Raw genomic sequence first — 20,090 nt, forward strand, 5'->3', positions numbered from 1 at the left:
GCTCACGCGTCGCTGCCGAGCGCGTCCGGACTGAACGTCCAGGGCGCGCTCGGCAGCGCTGAGGGGTCGAAGCGCTCCGCGAGCGCTGCCGCCGTCGGGCGTTCGCCGCTCGCCGCCAGGCCGAGCGAGCGAGCGAGCACTGCAACGACCTCCTCGGGCCCCACCCCCGCCGACGCGAGCTCGCCCAGGGTGACGGCCCCATCGCGCTTCGCCAGACGAGCGCCGCTCGGTCCAAGCACGAGGGGAACGTGCGCGTACTCCGGGGTCGGCAGCCCCAGCAGACGCTGCAGCATGACCTGACGCGGCGTGGACGGAGCGAGGTCGTCGCCGCGCACGACCTGATCGACACCGGTGCCGTGGTCATCGACGACCACGGCGAGGTTGTATGCGACCGTTCCGTCACCGCGCTGCAGCACCAGATCGTCGACCTCGCCGCGCTGGGCGCCGAGCACCACATCCCGGAACTCCACCCCGTCGCGCAGGTCGGCGAGCGGTGAACGCAGCCGCAGCGCCGGGAGGCGCGGGGCGATCCGATCGCGTGCGGCGCGTCGCTCGGCGTCCGTACGATCCCGGCACGTTCCCGGGTATGCCCCTGGCGCACCGTGCGGTGCGGACGGTGCCGCCAGGATCTCTCGCCTGGTGCACGTGCACTCGTAGACGAGTCCGGCGTCGTCGAGCCGCCGAATCGCCGCCTGATGCGACGCGCCCCGATCGGTCTGATACACGACCGCGCCATCCCAGTCGATGCCGATGGCCGAGAGGTCGTCGAGCTGCTGGTTCGCGGTCCCGGCGTCGCGGGCACGGTCAAGATCTTCGACGCGCACCCGGAAGGCTCGGCGCGATGTGCGTGCGCAGAGCCAAGCGACCAGCGCGGTCCGCAGATTCCCGAGGTGAAGATTGCCGGACGGGCTCGGCGCGTAGCGTCCAGCACCCGCCACTGCCCCGCCGCTCGTCATGCGTCCAGGCTACCCGCAGCGGCAGCGGTCACCGATCGGCAACGGTTTCGTCTGAGCGGGAGCGATGATTCAGGACTCTGTTATGTTCATTGCAGCATCGGCACAGCCGCCTCGATCCCCTCCGGGCGGTGGGAAGGCACTATGCCCAATATGGAGAGCATCTCGACGCAGCATGGCCCGACCGGGCCCGTGCCGACCGCAGAAGCCCGAGTTCGCTGGCCCGTCCTCATCGGATCGGGATCCGCCATCATCGCGATCGCCTTCTGGGCGATGATCGCGCCGGACCAGGCGGGAGCCGTCATCGGCAGCGTGGTCGTCTGGGCGTCGACGACCTTCGGATGGTACTTCATTCTGACCGCGGGGGTGGTGGTCGCCTTCACGCTGTTCCTCGCGTTCTCCGCGTCGGGAAAGACGAAGCTCGGTCCCGATCACTCGAAGCCGCAGTTCAACCTCTTCACCTGGGCATCGATGCTCTTCGCCGCCGGCATCGGCATCGACCTCATGTTCTTCGCCGTCGCCGAGCCCGTGGCGCAGTACACCGGTCCCCCGGCCGGAGAAGCGGAGACCGTCGAGGCCGCCCGTCAGGCCATCGTGTGGACACTCTTCCACTACGGGCCGGTGGGCTGGGCCATGTACGCCCTCATGGGCGGTGCATTCGCATACTTCGCCTACCGGCGGAACCTGCCGTTGAACATCCGGTCACTGCTCACCCCGCTCTTCGGCAAGCGCCTCGACGGATGGGCCGGGCACTCGGTCGACATCATGGCCGTGCTGGGCACCGTGTTCGGCATCTCGGTCACGCTCGGGATCGGAGTGGTGCAGCTCGCCTACGGGCTACACGTGCTCATCGGAACGCCGAACAGCGTGGGCATGCAGATCGCGCTCATCGTCCTCGCCGTCGCGATGGCGACGATCTCCACCGTCTCCGGGGTCGAGAAGGGGATCCGGCGGCTCTCGGAGGCGAACGTCGTGCTCGCCGTCCTCCTTCTGGTCTGGATCCTGATCACCGGGGAGACCCGTCGACTGTTCGACGGCCTCGTCATGAACATCGGTGACTTCGTCTCACGGTTCCCGAGCATGCTGCTCGACACGTACGCCTGGGACCAGCCCGACGACTGGATGCAGGCCTGGACGCTGTTCTTCTGGGCGTGGTGGGTCGCGTGGGCGCCCTTTGTGGGCTTGTTCCTGGCGCGGATCTCCCGCGGTCGCAGCCTGCGCCAGTTCGTGCTGGGCGTGCTCGTCATCCCGTTCGCGTTCATCGCGGTCTTCATCTCCATCCTCGGCAACTCGGCACTCGAGCTCGTCGTCGGCGGCGACCGTGCGTTCGCAGAGACCGCGGTGGCGGTGCCCGAGCAGGCGTTCTTCGACCTCATGCAGCAGTATCCGGCGGCCCCGGCCGTCGTGGCGGTCGCACTGCTGACCGGACTGCTCTTCTACGTGACGTCCGCGGACTCGGGGGCGCTCGTGCTCGCCAACCTGTCATCGAAGATCGACGACCCGCGGCAGGATGCGGCGAAGGGACTGCGGATCTTCTGGTCGATCGCCACCGGGCTCCTGACGCTCGCCATGCTGCTGGTCGGCGGTGTGCCCACGCTGCAGCAGGCCACCGTGATCATCGGACTGCCGGTCTCGCTGCTGCTCTACCTGGTGATGATCTCGATGTTCCGGGCACTGCGGAACGAATCGCAGCATCGCGAGGGATACACCGCGACCATGCCCATCCGCTTCGGACACGCCGAGTCGAACTGGCGGACCCGACTGCGGCAGTCCACGGTCTATCCCACCCCGGAGCAGGTGTCCCAATACCTGAACGGCATAGCGGCTCCGGCACTGGAAGAGGTCCGTGCCGAACTGGCCCGTGCCGACGTCGACTGCACCGTCGAGCGAAGCGACTGCCCCGTCCCGGGCATCGACTCGATCGTGATCAGCGCGAAACTCGACGATCACCAGGCCTTCAGCTACCAGATCTACCCCGTGGCCCACGAGGTCCCCTCGTTCGCCCCGGCGCGGAAGCGCGGCGCCCAGCACTACTACCGGCTCGAGGTGTTCTCGGCATCAGGATCGCACGGGTACGACGTGTACGGCTACAGCTCCGAGCGCCTTATCGCCGACGTCATCGGACACTTCGAATCGCACCTGGAGTACTTGCGGATCTCTGAGCATGCGGTCGACGCGTCGATCGGCGAGGATGAAGCGATCGTCACCGACTGGCAAGATGATTTCACACTGCCGGACCCCGATCAGACCAGTTCGAAGGAGTAGACGGATATGCCAGACACCCTGTTCATCGACGGTGCGTGGACCTCGGCCATCGGCGCGGGAACACGCGACATCCACTGTCCAGCGGACGGTTCATTCGTCGCCACCGTCGACGAGGCGGATGACCGCGACACCGTCGCGGCGATCCAGGCCGCGCGCCGCTCGTTCGACTCCCGCGTCTGGGCCGATGTGCCCGCGCCGCAGCGCGGAGACTTCCTGTTGCGCGTCGCCGCCGGACTGCGAGACCGAAAGGAGGAGTTCGCCAGAGCCGAGTCGCTGGACACCGGCAAGCGCATCGTCGAATCACGAATCGACATGGACGACATCGCTGCATGCTTCGACTACTTCGGCAAGCTCGCCGGTCAGGACGCCGGACGCGTCGTCGACGCCAACGACCCGAACGTGGTCTCGCAGATCGTGGCCGAACCCGTCGGCGTCTGCACGCTGATCACTCCGTGGAACTACCCGTTGCTGCAGGCCGCCTGGAAGATCGCACCGGCGCTCGCCGCCGGCAACAGCTTCGTACTCAAGCCGGCCGAGTTGACGCCCCACACGGCGATTCTTACGATGCGCCTGCTCGCGGATCTCGGCTTGCCGGCCGGCGTCGCGAACCTCGTCCTGGGTGTGGGATCCGAGTGCGGCACGCCGCTCTCGACGCACCCGGATGTGGACATGGTGTCGTTCACCGGCGGCGTCGTCACGGGTCGGCTGATCGCGAAGAACGCGGCCGCGACCGTCAAGAAGGTGGCGCTCGAGCTCGGCGGAAAGAATCCGAACGTCGTCTTCGCCGATGCGGACTTCGATGCCGCACTCGACAACGCGCTCAATGCGGCGTTCGTTCACTCGGGCCAGGTGTGCTCGGCCGGGGCGCGGTTGATCGTGGAAGCGTCGATCGCCGAACGCTTCACCGATGCGCTGGTGCAGCGCGCTCAGGCGATCCGTCTCGGCGGACCGTTCGATGATCGGGCCGAGAGCGGTCCGCTCATCTCGGCCGCACATCGCGACAAGGTCACGGCGTACGTCGAGGCGGGCGTGGCGGAGGGTGCGCGCCTGCGCTGCGGCGGCACCTGGGGGGAGGGTGATCTCGCGTCGGGGATGTACTACCTCCCGACCGTCCTCGACCGCGTCGAACGCGGCATGTCGGTCGTCGCGGATGAGGCCTTCGGCCCGGTGGTGACCGTGGAAACGTTCACCACGGAGGACGAGGCGATCGCGACGGCCAACGATACGATCTACGGGCTCGCCGGAGCGGTGTGGTCGCAGGACGCCGGCCGGGTGCAGCGCATCGCTCGACGTCTGCGACACGGAACGATCTGGATCAACGATTTCCACCCCTACCTCCCTCAGGCCGAGTGGGGCGGAATCGGCCAGTCGGGATTCGGTCGGGAGCTCGGGCCGACGGGGTTGGCCGAGTACCAGGAGCAGAAGCACATCTATCAGAACCTCTCCCCCGCCGTGACGGGGTGGTTCGCCGAGCACACCGATGACGACGAAGCAGGAGCAGTATCGTGAAGACCGCGCACACGTTCGATTACGTCGTCGTCGGAGGCGGCTCCGCGGGGGCCGCCGTCGCCGCACGACTCAGTGAAGATCCCGATGTCACCGTCGGGCTGCTCGAAGCCGGGCCGCACGACGGCGATCATGACGTCGTGATGCAGCTGGACCGCTGGATGGAACTGCTGGAATCGGGGTTCGACTGGGACTACCCCATCGAACCGCAGGAGAACGGCAACTCGTTCATGCGTCACGCCCGAGCCAAGGTGCTCGGCGGATGCTCCTCCCACAACTCGTGCATCGCGTTCTGGGCGCCGGCCGAGGACCTCGACGAGTGGGCGCACACGCACGGTGCCGCAGGGTGGGAGTCGAAGCACACGTTCCCGCTCTACACCCGTCTCGAGAGCAACGAGGACGAGGGCCCGCTGCACGGGCACGACGGTCCGGTGCACCTCATGAACATCCCGCCCGCCGATCCGTGCGGGGTCGCACTGCTCGATGCCTGCGCGGAAGCGGGGATCCCGAGGGCCCAGTTCAACACCGGCGAGACGGTGATCCGTGGCGCGAACTTCTTCCAGATCAACCGGAAGAGCGATGGGACCCGATCCTCATCCTCCGTGTCCTACCTGCATCCGATCGCCGATCGTGAGAATCTCACGATCCTCACCGATGCCTGGGTGCGCGAGCTCGAATTCGACGCGTCCGGGGCGTGCTCGGGCGTCCATGTCGTCGACAACGCGTTCGGCCGCGCATCCCGGATCGCGGCGAACCGCGAGGTGATCCTCTCCGCCGGCGCCATCAATACGCCGCAGCTGCTCATGCTCTCGGGCATCGGGCCGCGCGAGCATCTCGAGGAGCACGGAATCGCGGTGCGCGTCGATGCGCCAGGGGTCGGGTCGAACCTGCAGGACCACCCGGAGGGCGTCGTGCAGTGGGAGTCGAAGCGGCCGATGGTGCGCGAATCGATGCAGTGGTGGGAGATCGGCATCTTCGCGGACACCGAGGAGGGACTCGATCGACCCGATCTCATGATGCACTACGGGTCGGTGCCCTTCGATATGCACACCTACCGTGCCGGCTACCCCACCGCCGACGAGATGATCTGTCTCACGCCGAATGTGACGCATGCGCGGTCGCGCGGCACCGTCCGCCTGCGGTCCCGCGACTTCCGGGACAAGCCGAAGGTCGATCCCCGGTACTTCACGGATGCCGACGGGCACGACATGCGGGTCATGATCGCGGGCATTCGCACGGCGCGCGAGATCATGGCCCAGCCGGCGATGGCGGAGTGGGCCGGGCCGGAGCTCGCGCCTGGCCGCGAGGCGCAGACCGACGAGGAGCTCGCCGCGTACGTGCGGGCGACGCACAACACCGTCTACCACCCGGTCGGGACGGTGCGCATGGGTGCCGCGGATGACGCGGGGTCACCGCTCGACCCCCAGTTGCGGGTCAAAGGTGTGACGGGACTGCGCGTCGCAGACGCGTCGGTGATGCCGGAGATCGTGACGGTGAACCCCAACATCACGGTGATGATGATCGGCGAGAAGTGCGCTGACCTCATTCGCGCCGGCGAGCAGTGATCGACACGTGGTCCACTCGCATCGTGCACGAGTGGACCACGGTCTGGACCGGTGAGAGGATCGGTGCATGAAGATCCTCTCGATTCAGTCATCGGTCGCGTACGGACACGTCGGCAATTCCGCAGCGGTGTTCCCGCTCCAGCGCATCGGCGTCGAGGTCATGCCGGTGTACACGGTCTGCTTCTCGAACCACACGGGGTACGGGTCGTGGCAGGGGCCGATGCTGACCGGCGACAACGTCCGCGACATCGTCTCGGGGATCGAGGATCGAGGCGGACTCGCCGGCGTGGACGCCGTCATCTCGGGCTACCAGGGCGGCGACGACATCGGAGATGCGATCCTCGACGCCGTGGAGCGGGTGAAGCGTCACAGCCCCGACGCGATCTACAGCTGCGACCCCGTGCTCGGCAACGCGACGTCGGGATGCTTCGTCGCCCCGGAGGTGCAAGATCTCATCCGTGACCGGGTGGTACCGAAAGCCGACGTGATCACGCCGAACCAGTTCGAGCTCGGCTTCCTCACCGGCACCTCCCCAGAGACCCTGGACGACGTGCTGGCCTCGGTCGACATCGTCCGCGGTCTCGGGCCGAGCACCGTGCTCGTCACGAGCGTCGAACGTCCGGATCGTCCCGAGGGGACCATCGAGATGCTCGCCGTCAGCGGCGACGAGGCATGGATCGTGCAGACGCCCCATCTGCCCTTCAAGGCGAACGGGTCGGGTGACGTGACCGCGGCACTGTTCGCCGCTCACTTCCGAGGTTCTGGCGACCTCGCGAACGCGCTGGCCCGCACGACCTCGAGCGTCTACGGGCTCCTCGAGACGACGCTTCGGGCCGGGGCGAAAGAGCTGCAGCTCATCGAGGCGCAGGAGCACTACGCCCACCCGGAGATGCAGTTCGAGGTCCGCCGCGTCCGATGAGGGACGGGGGTGACGGTTACGCCGTCACCTGCTCGGCGGTGAGCGCGTTGAGACGGGACATGCAGCGCAGATACTTCTTGCGGTATCCGCCGTCGAGCATGCCTCCCCCGAAAATGGTCGTCAGCGGCGTCCCGGTCGCGGCGATCGGAATCTGCGCGTCGTACACGCGGTCGACGAACGCGACGAACCGCAGTGCCGCCGACTGGTCGGTGAGCTCGTGCACGTCGCGCAGCCCGATGGCCTGCACTCCGTTCAGCAACCCGGGGTAGCTCGACGGGTGCACCGTCGCGAGGTGGGCGATGAGTTCGCTGAAGTCGTCGTCCGTCATCCGTTCGCCCGCCGCCGACGCGTCGGCGAGGGCGAACTGGTACGCGTCGTCGCCGAGGACGACGGCATCGCCGTCGAGCTCGCGCTGCCGGTAATCGGAACCGTCGATCTTGATCGTCACGAACCGATCGCTCATGGCCTGGATCTCGCGCATGAAGTCCGCGGCGGCGAACCGCCCCTCCCCGAGCGCGTTGGGCGGTGTGTTCGAGGTGGCGACGATGCGCGAACCCGTCGAGGTGAGATCGCCGATCATGCGGGTCATCAGCATGGTGTCGCCCGGATCGTCGAGCTCGAACTCGTCGATGCAGATCAGCTTCGCACCCTGCAGCACGCCCAGCGCACCCGTGTACCCGAGCGCGCCCACGAGGGCGGTGTACTCGATGAACGTGCCGAAGTACTTGCGTCCCGCGGTGGCGTGCCAGGTCGCGGCGAGCAGGTGGGTCTTGCCCACGCCGAACCCGCCGTCGAGGTACACGCCCGGACGTGTCGGCGCGCCCGGGCGCGGCTCCGCTTTCTTCTTGCCGAATCCGAGGAAGCCACCGCGGGAGACGGCGGGAGGGGGCGAGGCGAACGCGCGCAGCGTATCCCGCGCCTCCTCCTGGGAGGGGTGCTCGGGGTCGGGGCGGTACGATTCGAACGTCGCCCGATCGAACTGGGGCGGGGGCACGAGCGTCGCCACGAGTTCGGGCCCGGAGATCCGGGGGGAACGTTGGACGAGTCGTGCGGAGCTGTGCTGAGCGTCTGAAGCCATCGGAGCCAGCTTAACCGCTGCTCGGGGGGCGGCGCGTGGTCGGGTCGGATCTTCGCTTCACGGCGTGGCACGCTCATGGGACTCTCAGGGAACTCTAGTGTTCCGAGTGTGATAACGACTGACCGAGGTCTTCCGGAAGCGTTCGCCGGTGCCTCCGAACAGCTGCGCCGTGCGCGGTACCGGAGCGAGTTGCTCGTCCGCGAGATCGCCGCACCCGAGAACATCGCCCCGAACGCGATCGCATTCGCGGCCGGGGTCAGGTCCGGCGCCGTCGACGCGCACGCGACGATCGATTCGCCCGATGGCGCGGGCCGACTCGTGCTCCTCCACGACCCGGATTCGGTGGCCGAGTGGGGCGGAGAGTTCCGGATCGTCTGCTACGCCCAGGCACCGCTGGAGATCGAGCTGGGTGTCGATCCATTCATCGTCGATGTCGCATGGTCCTGGTTGATCGATGCACTGGCCTCCCGTGATGCCGAGTACACTGCGGCGTCCGGGACCGCCACGAAAACGCTGTCGTCAGGATTCGGCACGCTCGCGTCGCAGGGCGATGGCGCTCAGCTCGAGCTGCGTGCGTCTTGGACCCCCTTGGGCGAGAACCTCGACGACCACGCGGGCGCGTGGTCGGAGTTGCTGTGCCTGCTCGCCGGTCTTCCGCATCATGAGGGCGTGGCGTCGCTGCAGGCCCACGCCGCGAATCGGCGACCCGGATCCGATCGGGGGCTCCGCTCCCGTGGTTGATCAGACCGACCTTGCACTCACCTGGACGATGGTCGCCGACGACGCGACGCTGCTCGAGGTGGCCGACCGTCTCGCCGCAGGCACGGGACCGATCGGCATCGACACCGAGCGCGCATCGGGGTTCCGGTACGGAGGTCGCGCGTACCTGGTGCAGGTCTTCCGCAGAGGCGCCGGGACGTTCCTGTTCGATCCGCTCGGGATCACCTCGTTCGCCCCGTTGATGCGCGCCCTCGCCGGCACCGAGTGGGTGCTCCACGCCGCGACGCAGGACATCCCCTGCCTCGATGAGTTGGGGCTCCGACCCCCGGAGCTCTTCGACACGGAGCTCGCCGCCCGGCTGCTGGGCTACGAGCGCGTGGGACTCGGTGCACTCGTCGAATCGACGCTGGGGATCACTCTCGCGAAGGCGCATTCGGCGGCGGACTGGTCGAAGCGCCCGCTCCCCGAGTCCTGGCTCGAGTACGCCGCGTTGGACGTCGCCCTGCTGCCCGACCTGCGCGACGCCATCTCCGCAGATCTGAGAGCGGCGCAGAAGACAGAGTTCGCGGTGCAGGAGTTCGCGGATATTCTGACGCGGGAACCGAAGTCGGCCGCGGTGCAGCCCTGGCGCAGGCTCTCCGGGCTCAGCAAGCTCCGCTCTCCGAGAGATCTCGCGGTCGCGCGCGAACTCTGGCTCGCACGAGACGCCCTCGCCCGCGAGCGCGATATCGCGCCGGGCAGACTGCTGCCCGACGCTTCCATCGTCGCTGCCGCCGCTGCCGGCCCCCGGTCCGCCGGGGCGCTCGCAGGACTCCGCACCTTCTCGGGGCGCACGAGTCGATCAGAGCTCGATCGCTGGTGGCAGGCGATCATGCAGGGCAAGACGACCACCGATCTCCCGGACCTGCGCTTCCGGGAACCGGGGACGCTTCCCCAGCATCGTTCATGGGCGAACCGGCATCCGGACGCCGCAGCTCGCCTGCAAGCGGCTCGCGAGGCACTCGACACCGAATGCGAGCGTCTGCGGATCCCGCGCGAGAATCTGTTGACCCCCGAAGTGCTCAGGCGACTCGCCTGGCAACCGCCGGAACCGCTCACCGTCGACGCCGTCGACCAGCGGATGGAGGAGCTCGGTGCGCGGGAGTGGCAGCGCTCGATCACCGCCCCGATTCTCACGGAAGCTTTTGTAGGAACCGAATAACTGGAGACCCTTCCAGCTGTCGCTTTCCTAAGATGGATGGCGTATGGGTACCCGATCTGATGGAGGCACAGTGGCCACAAAGAGAGACGTCGTTTTCGTGGACGGGGTGCGGACCCCGTTCGGACGCGCCGGCGAAAGAGGCATGTATTGGGGAACGCGAGCGGACGATCTCGCGGTGAAGGCGCTGCAGGGACTGCTCGAGCGCAATCCCGAAGTGCCGCTCGACCGCATCGATGACGTCGGCATCGCCGCGACCACGCAGCAGGGCGACCAGGGCCTGACGCTCGGGCGCACCGTCTCCCTGCTGGCGGGACTCCCGCAGTCGGTGCCCGGCTTCGCACTCGACCGCATGTGCGCCGGAGCGATGACGGTAGCCTCGTTCATGGGGAGCGCGATCGGTGCGGGCCAGTACGACCTCGCCGTCGCGGGCGGTGTCGAGCACATGGGGCGGCATCCGCTCGGACTCGATGCCGATCCCAACCCGAGGTTCGTGGCCGAGAAGCTCGTCAGCGCCGAGGCACTGAACATGGGAGTGACGGCCGAGCGGATCCACGATCGGCTCCCGCATCTCACCAAGGAGCGCGCCGATCGCTTCGGTATGAACAGTCAGCATCGTGTGCAGGCCGCGTACGATCGTGGCGATATTCAGGCCGACCTCGTGCCCGTCGCCATCCGTTCGGCCGAGGGCTGGTCGATGGCGACCGAGGATGAGGGTCGACGACCCGAGACCACCATGGAGGGACTGGCTCAGCTGAAGACGCCGTTCCGTCCGCACGGACGGGTCACCGCCGGAACCTCGTCGCCGCTCACCGACGGTGCGACGATGTCGCTCCTCGCGGGAGGCGATACGGCCAAGGAACTGGGTCTGCGCACCAAGATGCGACTCGTGGGGTACGGGTTCGCCGGAGTCGAGCCCGAGGTCATGGGTCTCGGCCCCGTCCCTGCCACTGAGAAGGCGCTGCGCCGCGCCGGCATGTCGATCGACGATATCGGGCTCTTCGAATTGAACGAGGCGTTCGCCGTGCAGGTGCTGTCCTTCCTCGATCACTTCGGCATCGATGATGAGGACCCGCGTGTGAACCCCTGGGGCGGCGCCATCGCGTTCGGCCACCCTCTCGCGGCCTCGGGCGTCCGACTCATGACCCAGCTCGCGCGGCAGTTCGAGCAGCGCCCGGATGTGCAGTTCGGCGTGACCGCGATGTGCGTCGGGCTCGGCCAGGGCGGCAGCATGATCTGGGAGAACCCCCACTACACCGGCAAGAAGTCGGCTCGGAAGCGCACGGGAGGCACCGCATGACCGATTACGGCTCCATCGACTTCGCACCGCTGCTCGCGGCGGATCCCGACGAGGTCGTCTCGCACTCCTACGTCCGTGATGTCGCACTCCCCTCGGGGGGAACACTGGCGCTCATCACGCTCGATAACGGCCGGGACCACACGCGCCCGAACACGCTCGGCCCGCGCACGCTCGACGAACTGAACGGCGTCCTCGACGGGCTCACCGGGCGCGCGGCGCACGGCGAGATTCGAGCGGTGGCGATCACCGGCAAGCCGTTCATCTTCGCCGCCGGTGCCGATCTCTCACGGGTGTCGACCCTCGCCACCGAGAGCAACGCCAGGCTCATGGCCCAGCTGGGTCATCACGTGCTCGGCAAGCTGGGCTCGATCGGCGTGCCGTCGTTCGCGTTCGTCAACGGACTCGCGCTCGGCGGCGCAATGGAGATCGCGCTCAACAGCGACTACCGCACCGTGGACGCCTCGGCGGCGGCGCTCGCGTTCCCCGAAGTGTTCCTCGGCATCATCCCCGGGTGGGGCGGCGCCTCCATCGTCCCGAACCTCATCGGCATCGAGCGTGCGATCGAGATCATCGTCTCGAACCCGCTGAAGAACAACCGGATGATGAAGCCGCAGCAGGCGCATGACATGGGTCTGTTCGACGAGATCTTCGGCGCCGCACGTTTCTTGGAGCAGTCGATTCTCTGGGCCGATCATGTGCTCACGGGCGACGTGCAGGTGAAGCGCGCGCACGTACCCGGCAAGATCGAGCGCACGGTGAAGTGGCCGGCCGCGATCAAGATCGCTCGTGAGACGTTGCAGTCGCGGATCGGACCGGCGCCTCGCGCCCCCTACGTGGCGCTCGACTTGCTGGAGGCGGCACGCGACAACGACCGCGCCGCCGGATTCCGCCGCGAGGATGATGCACTCACCGAACTCATCTCGGGCGATCAGTTCCCCGCCTCGATCTACGCGTTCGATCTGGTCCAGAAGCGTGCGAAGCGACCGGCCGGGGCTCCGGACAAGGACCTCGCGCGCAAGGTGCAGAAGGTCGGCGTCATCGGGGCGGGCCTGATGGCGAGCCAGTTCGCGCTGCTGTTCGCGCGCAAACTGCGGGTGCCAGTCGTGATCACCGATCTCGATCAGGCGCGCGTCGATGCCGGCATCGCCCACATCCGCGGGGAGATCGAGAAGATGCACGAGAAGGGTCGGCTGTCGCGGGATGCCGCGAACCAGGTCACCGCGCTCGTGACCGGCACCACCGACCGGAAGCAGTTCGCCGACTGCGACTGGGTGATCGAGGCGGTGTTCGAAGAACTCGGCGTGAAGCAGCAGGTGTTCGGCGAGTTTGAGCCGATCCTGCGCGAGGACGCCATTCTCGCCACGAACACGTCGTCCCTGTCGGTCGACGAGATCGGCGCGCATCTCGCGCACCCGGAGCGCCTGGTCGGGTTCCACTTCTTCAATCCGGTCGCCGTCATGCCGCTCATCGAGGTCGTGCAGGCGGCGCGCACCGATGACGAGACGCTCGCCACCGCAATGACGACGGCGAAGCAACTCGGGAAGAGCGCCGTCATCACGGCGGACCGACCCGGATTCGTCGTCAACCGTCTGCTCGCGAAGGTGATGGGAGAAGCGGCACGTGCGCTCGATGAGGGTACTCCTCTTCCCGTCGTCGAACGCGCGCTCGGCCCCATCGGCCTGCCCATGGGGCCGTTCGAACTCATCGATCTCGTCGGGTGGAAGGTCGCCGCGCACGTGCAGGACACCATGGTGGGGGCTTTCCCGGACCGGTTCTACGCGTCGGAGAACCTGCATGCTCTGGCGGAGATCGCTGAGCCGCTCGACAAGAACCGGCACGGCAAGGTGACTGATCTTTCGAAGGCTGCGCGCAAGCGCATTCGCGTGGGCAAGCGCGCAGCTGCGCCCGAGGAGATCTTGCATCGCGTCGAAGACGAGCTCGCGCGAGAGATCTCGATCATGCTCGACGAGGGTGTGGTCGCGGCGGCGGAGGACATCGACCTCTGTCTCATTCTGGGGGCCGGATTCCCGTTCCAAGCCGGAGGGGCGACTCCGTATCTGGACCGTGTCGGAGCGACCCGACGCGTGCGTGACGCGGACTTCCACGAGCCGAGGATCGCCGGAGCGCGGTAGCGTGCACGACTGACGAGTGGGCGGGAGCCGGTGGGGCTCCCGCCCACTCGTCAGTTATGCGGGATCGTCAGCACTCGGCCGAGCGACGGGAATCTTCGTGCCGCGCACCTGTGCCGCGACATCATCCGCGATCTGCTCGGCCGTCAGCCCCGCGTCGGCGAGCAGTTGGCTCCGGCTGGCGTGCGGCAGGAACTCATCGGGAGTGCCGAGTTCGCTCACCGCCGTGTCGACGCCGGCATCGCGCAGAGCCTGACGGATGCGCGTCCCGACGCCGCCCACGCGGATGCCGTCCTCGATGCTGATGAGCAGCCGATGCTCGCGGGCAAGATCGATCACCGAGTCGGCGACCGGAACCACCCACCTCGGATCGACGACGGATGCCGTGATGCCGTGCTGCTCCAGGATCGCCGCCGCATCCAGCGCGACCTGCGCCATGGGTCCGACCGTGACGAAGAGCACGTCGCTCCCCTCGCGGAGCACATCCACACCGTCTTCGGTGCGCCGGAGCGCGGGGAGATCCTCGCCCACAGCGCCCTTCGGATACCGCACCACGGTGGGTCCATCATTGATCGCCACCGCTTCGCCCAGCAGTTCGTTCAGTGTCGCCTCGTCGCGCGGGGCCGAGATGCGGATGCCTGGCACGATCTGGAGCATCGCGAGATCCCAGACGCCGTTGTGACTCGCACCATCGGGGCCGGTGACGCCGGAGCGATCGAGCACGAAGGTGACACCAGCCCGGTGCAGCGCCACATCCATGATGAGTTGGTCGACGGCGCGATTCATGAAGGTGGCGTATACGGCGAAGACCGGGTGGAGACCACCGAAGGCCAGGCCCGCGGCCGAGGTGACGGCGTGCTGCTCGGCGATACCGACGTCGAAGACGCGGTCGGGGTGCCGCTCGGCGAACCGGTCCAGACCGGTCGGCGCGAGCATCGCCGCCGTGATGCCGACGATCTCGGGTCGCTGGTCCGCCAGTTCGACGATGCGATCTCGGAACACCGAGGTCCAGCTGCGTCCCGAGGAGGCCGACAGCGGAGTGCCGCTTCCCGGGTCGATCTGACCGATGGCGTGGAACTGGTCGGCCTCGTCGTTCTCCGCCGGCGCGTACCCGCGACCCTTCTCGGTGATGACGTGCACGAGCGCCGGCCTGCCGTATTCCCGTGCCTGACGGAGTGTCTGCTCGACGGCTTCCAGGTCGTGCCCGTCGATCGGACCCAGGTACTTGATATCCAGATTCGAGAACAGATGATCGTTGTTGCTCGCTCGGCTGAGGAAGCCGTGCAACCCGCCGCGGACGCCTCGGTACAGCGATCTGCCGGGCTTGCCGAGCCGCGAGAAGAGCTTCTCACTCCCCTCCTGCAGATCGAGGTAGGTGTCCTGCGTGCGCACCGAGTTCAGAAAGCGCGCCATGCCGCCGATCGTCGGCGCATACGACCGACCGTTGTCGTTCACGACGATGACGAGACCTCGGGCGTTGTCATCGGTGATGTTGTTGAGTGCCTCCCAGGTCATTCCTCCGGTCAGAGCACCGTCACCGACGACGGCGACCACGGTGCGGTCACGCTGACCGGTCTGGGCGAATGCACGCGAGATGCCGTCGGCCCAGCTGAGCGACGTCGAGGCGTGCGAGTTCTCCACGATGTCGTGCTCGGACTCGGAGCGCTGCGGATACCCGGCGAGCCCCTCACGCTGGCGGAGCTCGCTGAAATCGCGGCGGCCGGTGAGGATCTTGTGGACGTAGCTCTGATGACCGGTGTCGAACACCATCGGATCGCGCGGCGATTGGAACACGCGGTGCATGGCGATCGTGAGTTCGACCACGCCGAGATTCGGCCCCAGGTGTCCACCGGTCTTCGCGACCTCGGCGATGAGGAACTCGCGGATCTCCGCCGCCAAGGCGCGGCGTTCATCGAGCGACAGGGCATCGAGGTCTCGAGGTCCCTGGATACGGTCGAGAATCGTCACCGGCTGCCCTCGCATTTCGTCTCGGGTCGCTCCCGAGTTCATCCTTTCATCCTACTCCCGTCGATCTATCGGTACGCGCAACCGGGCGGGGGTGGACAGAGCGAGGGGGCGCCGGATCGGATCCGACGCCCCCTCACCGCGATACCGCGCGCGAACGTTACACGAGCGACCGCAGCACGTACTGCAGGATGCCGCCGTTGCGGTAGTAATCGGCCTCGCCCGGGGTATCGATGCGCACGACGGCGTCGAACTCGACCGTCGATCCGTCCTCGCGCGTCGCCGTGACATGCACCGTCTTCGGCGTGGAGCCCTCGTTCAGCACCTCGATGCCGGAGATGTCGAAGGTCTCGGTGCCGGTGAGGCCGAGCGACTCGGCGTTCTCGCCCGCCGGGAACTGCATCGGCAGCACGCCCATGCCGATGAGGTTCGAACGGTGGATGCGCTCGAAGCTCTCGGTGATGACCGCCTTCACGCCGAGCAGGCTCGTGCCCTTCGCCGCCCAGTCGCGCGACGAGCCCGAACCGTACTCCTTGCCGCCGAGCACGACGAGCGGGATGCCCGCATCCTGGTAGTTCTGCGAAGCGTCGTAGATGAACGACTGCGGTGCGCCCTCCTGCGTGAAGTCGCGGGTGTACCCGCCCTCGACACCGTCCAGGAGCTGATTGCGCAACCGGATGTTGGCGAACGTGCCACGAATCATGACCTCGTGGTTGCCACGGCGCGAGCCGTAGGAGTTGAAGTCCTTCGGGGCGATCCCGTTCTCCGACAGGTACTGGCCGGCGGGGGTGTCGGCCTTGATGTTGCCGGCGGGGCTGATGTGGTCGGTCGTCACCGAGTCGCCGAGCTTCGCGAGCACGCGCGCGCCCGAGATGTCGGTGACGGGCGACGGCTCGAGCGACATGCCCTCGAAGTACGGGGGCTTCCGCACGTAGGTCGACTTGCCGTCCCACTCGAACGTGTCGCCGGCCGGGGTGGGCAACGACCGCCACAGCTCATCGCCATCGAACACGCCGGCGTACTTCTCGGTGAACATGTCGGAGTCGATCGACGCTCCGGCGATCTCCTCGACTTCGGTCGGATCCGGCCAGATGTCGCGCAGGTAGACATCGTTTCCCTCGGAATCCTCGCCCAGAGGCTCGCTGTCGAAGTCGAAGTCCATCGACCCCGCCAGCGCGTAGGCGATGACGAGCGGGGGGCTCGCGAGGTAGTTCATCTTGATGTCGGGGTTGATGCGCCCCTCGAAGTTGCGGTTGCCCGAGAGCACCGCCGTGACCGCGAGGTCGTTGTCGTTGACGGCCTGTGAGACCTCGGGGATGATCGGGCCCGAGTTGCCGATGCAGGTGGTGCAGCCGTACCCCACGAGGTAGAACCCGAGCGACTCCAGGTGCGAGGTCAGCCCCGACTTCTCGTAGTAGTCGGTGACGACCTTCGACCCGGGAGCGAGCGTGGTCTTCACCCACGGCTTCGCCTTCAGCCCGCGCTCGTTCGCGTTCTTCGCCAGCACGCCGGCCGCGAGCATCACAGACGGGTTCGAGGTGTTCGTGCACGACGTGATCGACGCCAGGGTGACCGCGCCGTGATCGAGGGTGAACTCGCGACCCGTGATGTCTTTCACCTTCGCCGGGTTGGCGGACTCCGCGTAGTTCCGCAGGTCCCGCTCGAACTGCGACTTGGCATCGGTCAGCTCGATGCGGTCCTGCGGGCGCTTCGGTCCGGCGATAGAGGCGACGACCGTCGAGAGGTCGAGCTCGAGGTACTCGCTGAACTCGGGTTCCTTCGCGGGGTCGTGCCACATGCCCTGCTCCTGCGCGTACGCACGGACCAGATCGATCTGGTCTTCCGGGCGGCCCGTGAGACGCAGGTAGTCGAGCGTGACGTCGTCGATCGGGAACATCGCGGCGGTCGAGCCGAACTCGGGGCTCATGTTGCCGATGGTGGCGCGGTTCGCCAGCGGAACGGCGCCGACGCCCTCGCCGTAGAACTCGACGAACTTGCCGACGACACCGTGTGCGCGGAGCATCTGCGTGATGGTCAGTACCACGTCCGTCGCCGTCACGCCGGCGGGGATCTGACCGGAGAGCTTGAAACCGACGACGCGCGGGATCAGCATCGAGATCGGCTGGCCCAGCATCGCGGCCTCGGCCTCGATACCGCCGACGCCCCAGCCGAGCACGCCGATGCCGTTCTCCATGGTGGTGTGCGAGTCGGTGCCGACACAGGTGTCGGGGTACGCCTGCAGCGTCCCCTCCACCTCGCGTGTGAACGTGACGCGCGCCAGGTACTCGATGTTCACCTGGTGCACGATGCCGGTGCCGGGGGGAACGACCTTGAAGTCGTCGAACGCGCCCTGACCCCAGCGGAGGAACTGGTAGCGCTCACCGTTGCGCTGGTACTCGATCTCGACGTTCTTCGCGAAGGCGTCCGGCGTGCCGTAGACGTCGGAGATGACCGAGTGATCGATGACGAGCTCCGCGGGGGCCAGCGGGTTGATTTTGCTGGCGTCGCCACCGAGCTCGACCACGGCTTCGCGCATGGTGGCGAGGTCCACCACGCAGGGCACACCGGTGAAGTCCTGCATGATGACGCGGGCGGGAGTGAACTGGATCTCGGTGTCGGGATCGGCATTGGGATCCCAGTTGCCGAGCGCCTCGATGTGCTCGCGAGCGACGTTGGCGCCGTCCTCCGTGCGCAGCAGGTTCTCAAGCAGCACCTTCAGGCTGTAAGGCAGACGCTCGTGACCGGGAACCTGGTCGATCCGGTAGATCTCGTATTCGTTCTCGCCGACGGCGAGTGTGCTCCGGGCGTTGAAACTGTTGACTGCTGCCACGGCCGCTCTCCTCTTCGTGATGGGTGCTGCTGAGTTCTAGTGTGCACCTGATGCGGCCGTCGCGCACCTTTTCCGACGGGCGCCGCACCTGAGACCGATTTATCTCGATGTCGAGATAATTCTACACGGTCCGCCCTGCCCGTTCGGTCATGCGGAGGGCGCGTCGTTCCCTGATAACGTCTCAGATTCATCTGATGATGCGGGGAACCGACTGAGGATCAGCCAGGTGAGCAGAATGACGAGCGCGAAGAGCGGAACGCCCATGACGAGTCGCGCGACACCGAGAGCTTCCACGTGGCCCCCGAAGTACATCGGCAGCTGCACCGCGAGCCGGGAGACGAACATCGCGAACCAGATCAGCGTGCAGACCGTTGCGACCCGCTTGAGCGACGGATCGCGACGCCACGCGGTGAAGTCGCCCCGCAGCGCGCCGAACGCGAAGCCGACGAGCGGCCACCCGACGAGCAGCGAGATCAGCAATCCGACCGCCCAGGCGCCCGACGTCCAGAACCCGGGAAGGAAGTAGTCCTCCCCCCGGCCGGTGACGAGCGTCGCGAGCACGCACACGCCGACCGCGATCGCCCCGGAGAAGGCGGACGCCAGGGGTTCACGGCGCACCAAGCGGACGATCACCGCGATCAGCGCGAGGATCGCGGGAGCGATGGCGGAGACCCTGGGGTCCTGGGTGAACGTGTAGACGCCGAGGAACACGGCGCCGGGCACGACGGCCTCGAGGACACCCCTCCATCCGCCGATGGCGTCGAGCACTCCCTGCGAGGTGACCCGCTCCCCCTCGAGGCCCGCACGAACCGTCCGCGAGAGCTGATCACCCACGATCTGGGCACGGTGCGCAGACTCCCCCTCGCCGGGCTCCGTCGACCGACGATCGGGGAGACCGTCGCTGTCCGGGTCGCTCTCGCGCGGCAGCGTCATGCGCTCTGCGTGCTCGCCTGCGGCCCGGCCTGCGCGGTGCCGCCCTGCTGCGCTCCGGCCGGCACCTTGAGGGGCAGCAGTTCATTCGGAGGCATGGGCTGGTCGCCGCGCACCACCACGAGGTCGCGGAACAGCTCGAAGATCTGCTCGCGCGCCGCCGCATCCGTCGCCGCCTCACCCATGACCGCACCTCTCAGTACCCACCGGGGCCCATCGACGCCGACGAAACGGATGGTCCGCTCGCCTCCGCCCTGCGCCTCGGGAAGCTGGGTGACCACCACCAGCTCGGGACCGAGCGTTCCGGTGTCCTCCGAAGTCTTCGCACCCTGCCCGCCGACCTGCTTCGCGATATCGGAGCGGATCTGGTGCCAGAGGCCGAGGGACTTCGGGGCGGAGTAGGCCTGGACCTGCATCGCCGAGGCTCCGAACGTCAACGTCACCGCGACCACGCGCTTCTGTCGGTCGTCGACGTCCAGTCGCATTTGCAGACCTTCACGCGGGGCCACTTTGATACCGCCCAGGTCGACGTAAGGACGCATCGCCGTCACTTCGGAAACGTCGAACGGTCCGGCGGTCGCGCGATCCTCAGGGCCCGATTTCGACTCGTCGATCTCCTCGGGTCGATCCTCACGCACCTCGACGGCGTTCTCCGTCTCCTCGTGCTCGGTCTGCGGCTCGGTGCCCTCTGCGTCTGCCATGCTCCGTCGATCCTCCTCGAAACTCGTATTC

At 67.4% G+C, this 20,090-nt stretch carries 14 protein-coding genes; 8 read left to right on the top strand and 6 right to left on the bottom strand.

The window, feature by feature from the left end:
* Positions 1–2: 2 nt before the first annotated feature.
* Positions 3–956 carry a tRNA glutamyl-Q(34) synthetase GluQRS gene (gene gluQRS / locus J4H85_RS08640; RefSeq protein ID WP_208238747.1) on the bottom strand — a complete coding sequence of 318 codons (954 nt, stop codon included), beginning with the start codon at positions 954–956 and terminating at the stop codon, positions 3–5.
* Positions 957–1,106: 150 nt separating this feature from the next.
* Here gluQRS and betT point away from each other — a divergent pair, with 150 nt between their 5' ends.
* The 4 genes from betT to pdxY all read left to right on the top strand — a co-directional run bounded on the left by betT (position 1,107) and on the right by pdxY (position 7,208).
* A complete protein-coding gene (gene betT / locus J4H85_RS08645) occupies positions 1,107–3,218 on the top strand; it encodes a choline BCCT transporter BetT (protein ID WP_208238749.1) in 2,112 nt (703 codons plus the stop codon).
* Positions 3,219–3,224: 6 nt separating this feature from the next.
* Entirely contained in the window at positions 3,225–4,727 is a 1,503-nt protein-coding gene (locus J4H85_RS08650; RefSeq protein ID WP_208238752.1) for an aldehyde dehydrogenase family protein, read from the top strand.
* A complete protein-coding gene (locus J4H85_RS08655) occupies positions 4,724–6,289 on the top strand; it encodes a GMC family oxidoreductase (protein WP_208238754.1) in 1,566 nt (521 codons plus the stop codon). Before J4H85_RS08650 ends, J4H85_RS08655 begins: the two co-directional genes overlap by 4 nt.
* Positions 6,290–6,356: 67 nt before the next feature.
* Positions 6,357–7,208, top strand: a complete 852-nt coding sequence (pdxY, locus tag J4H85_RS08660; protein ID WP_208238756.1) for a pyridoxal kinase PdxY — start codon at positions 6,357–6,359, stop codon at positions 7,206–7,208.
* A 16-nt stretch (positions 7,209–7,224) separates the two neighbouring features.
* Here the strand turns inward: pdxY and zapE are convergent, their stop codons facing one another.
* Complete coding sequence (gene zapE / locus J4H85_RS08665; protein ID WP_208238758.1) at positions 7,225–8,286, bottom strand: cell division protein ZapE; 1,062 nt, start codon at positions 8,284–8,286, stop codon at positions 7,225–7,227.
* A gap of 108 nt (positions 8,287–8,394) precedes the next feature.
* Between zapE and J4H85_RS08670 the strand changes: the two genes are divergently transcribed.
* The 4 genes from J4H85_RS08670 (at position 8,395) to J4H85_RS08685 (ending at position 13,636) form a co-directional block, all read left to right on the top strand.
* A complete protein-coding gene (locus tag J4H85_RS08670) occupies positions 8,395–9,027 on the top strand; it encodes a DUF3000 domain-containing protein (protein ID WP_307863561.1) in 633 nt (210 codons plus the stop codon).
* 28 nt (positions 9,028–9,055) lie between these two features.
* On the top strand, positions 9,056–10,207 hold the full coding sequence (locus J4H85_RS08675; protein ID WP_208240350.1) for an HRDC domain-containing protein: 1,152 nt from the start codon (positions 9,056–9,058) through the stop codon (positions 10,205–10,207).
* Between the two features lie 70 nt (positions 10,208–10,277).
* On the top strand, positions 10,278–11,504 hold the full coding sequence (locus tag J4H85_RS08680; RefSeq protein ID WP_208238762.1) for a thiolase family protein: 1,227 nt from the start codon (positions 10,278–10,280) through the stop codon (positions 11,502–11,504).
* The gene (locus J4H85_RS08685) at positions 11,501–13,636 is read left to right on the top strand and encodes a 3-hydroxyacyl-CoA dehydrogenase NAD-binding domain-containing protein (protein WP_208238764.1); all 2,136 of its coding nucleotides are present in this window, start codon (positions 11,501–11,503) and stop codon (positions 13,634–13,636) included. The genes J4H85_RS08680 and J4H85_RS08685 overlap by 4 nt, the downstream gene beginning before the upstream one ends.
* Before the next feature lie 54 nt (positions 13,637–13,690).
* Here the strand turns inward: J4H85_RS08685 and dxs are convergent, their stop codons facing one another.
* From dxs to J4H85_RS08705, 4 genes are all read right to left on the bottom strand, one after another.
* Positions 13,691–15,601 carry a 1-deoxy-D-xylulose-5-phosphate synthase gene (dxs, locus tag J4H85_RS08690; RefSeq protein ID WP_208240351.1) on the bottom strand — a complete coding sequence of 637 codons (1,911 nt, stop codon included), beginning with the start codon at positions 15,599–15,601 and terminating at the stop codon, positions 13,691–13,693.
* Between the two features lie 157 nt (positions 15,602–15,758).
* Positions 15,759–18,428, bottom strand: coding sequence for an aconitate hydratase AcnA (gene acnA / locus J4H85_RS08695; protein ID WP_208238766.1), 2,670 nt, complete (start codon positions 18,426–18,428; stop codon positions 15,759–15,761).
* Between the two features lie 147 nt (positions 18,429–18,575).
* A complete protein-coding gene (locus J4H85_RS08700; protein WP_208238768.1) occupies positions 18,576–19,361 on the bottom strand; it encodes a DUF3159 domain-containing protein in 786 nt (261 codons plus the stop codon).
* Positions 19,358–20,059, bottom strand: coding sequence for a DUF3710 domain-containing protein (locus tag J4H85_RS08705; protein ID WP_208238770.1), 702 nt, complete (start codon positions 20,057–20,059; stop codon positions 19,358–19,360). Before J4H85_RS08705 ends, J4H85_RS08700 begins: the two co-directional genes overlap by 4 nt.
* Positions 20,060–20,090: the final 31 nt, after the last annotated feature.

This window comes from Leucobacter tardus (assembly GCF_017583045.1).
Classification (GTDB): domain Bacteria; phylum Actinomycetota; class Actinomycetes; order Actinomycetales; family Microbacteriaceae; genus Leucobacter; species Leucobacter tardus.

Coding starts and splice junctions, on each gene's coding strand:
- J4H85_RS08700 (WP_208238768.1), bottom strand. CDS start 19,361: ATGACGCTGCCGCGCGAGAGCGACCCGGACAGCGACGGTCTCCCCGAT.
- J4H85_RS08675 (WP_208240350.1), top strand. CDS start 9,056: ATGGTCGCCGACGACGCGACGCTGCTCGAGGTGGCCGACCGTCTCGCC.
- J4H85_RS08685 (WP_208238764.1), top strand. CDS start 11,501: ATGACCGATTACGGCTCCATCGACTTCGCACCGCTGCTCGCGGCGGAT.
- zapE (WP_208238758.1), bottom strand. CDS start 8,286: ATGGCTTCAGACGCTCAGCACAGCTCCGCACGACTCGTCCAACGTTCC.
- gluQRS (WP_208238747.1), bottom strand. CDS start 956: ATGACGAGCGGCGGGGCAGTGGCGGGTGCTGGACGCTACGCGCCGAGC.
- J4H85_RS08705 (WP_208238770.1), bottom strand. CDS start 20,059: ATGGCAGACGCAGAGGGCACCGAGCCGCAGACCGAGCACGAGGAGACG.
- pdxY (WP_208238756.1), top strand. CDS start 6,357: ATGAAGATCCTCTCGATTCAGTCATCGGTCGCGTACGGACACGTCGGC.
- betT (WP_208238749.1), top strand. CDS start 1,107: ATGGAGAGCATCTCGACGCAGCATGGCCCGACCGGGCCCGTGCCGACC.
- J4H85_RS08650 (WP_208238752.1), top strand. CDS start 3,225: ATGCCAGACACCCTGTTCATCGACGGTGCGTGGACCTCGGCCATCGGC.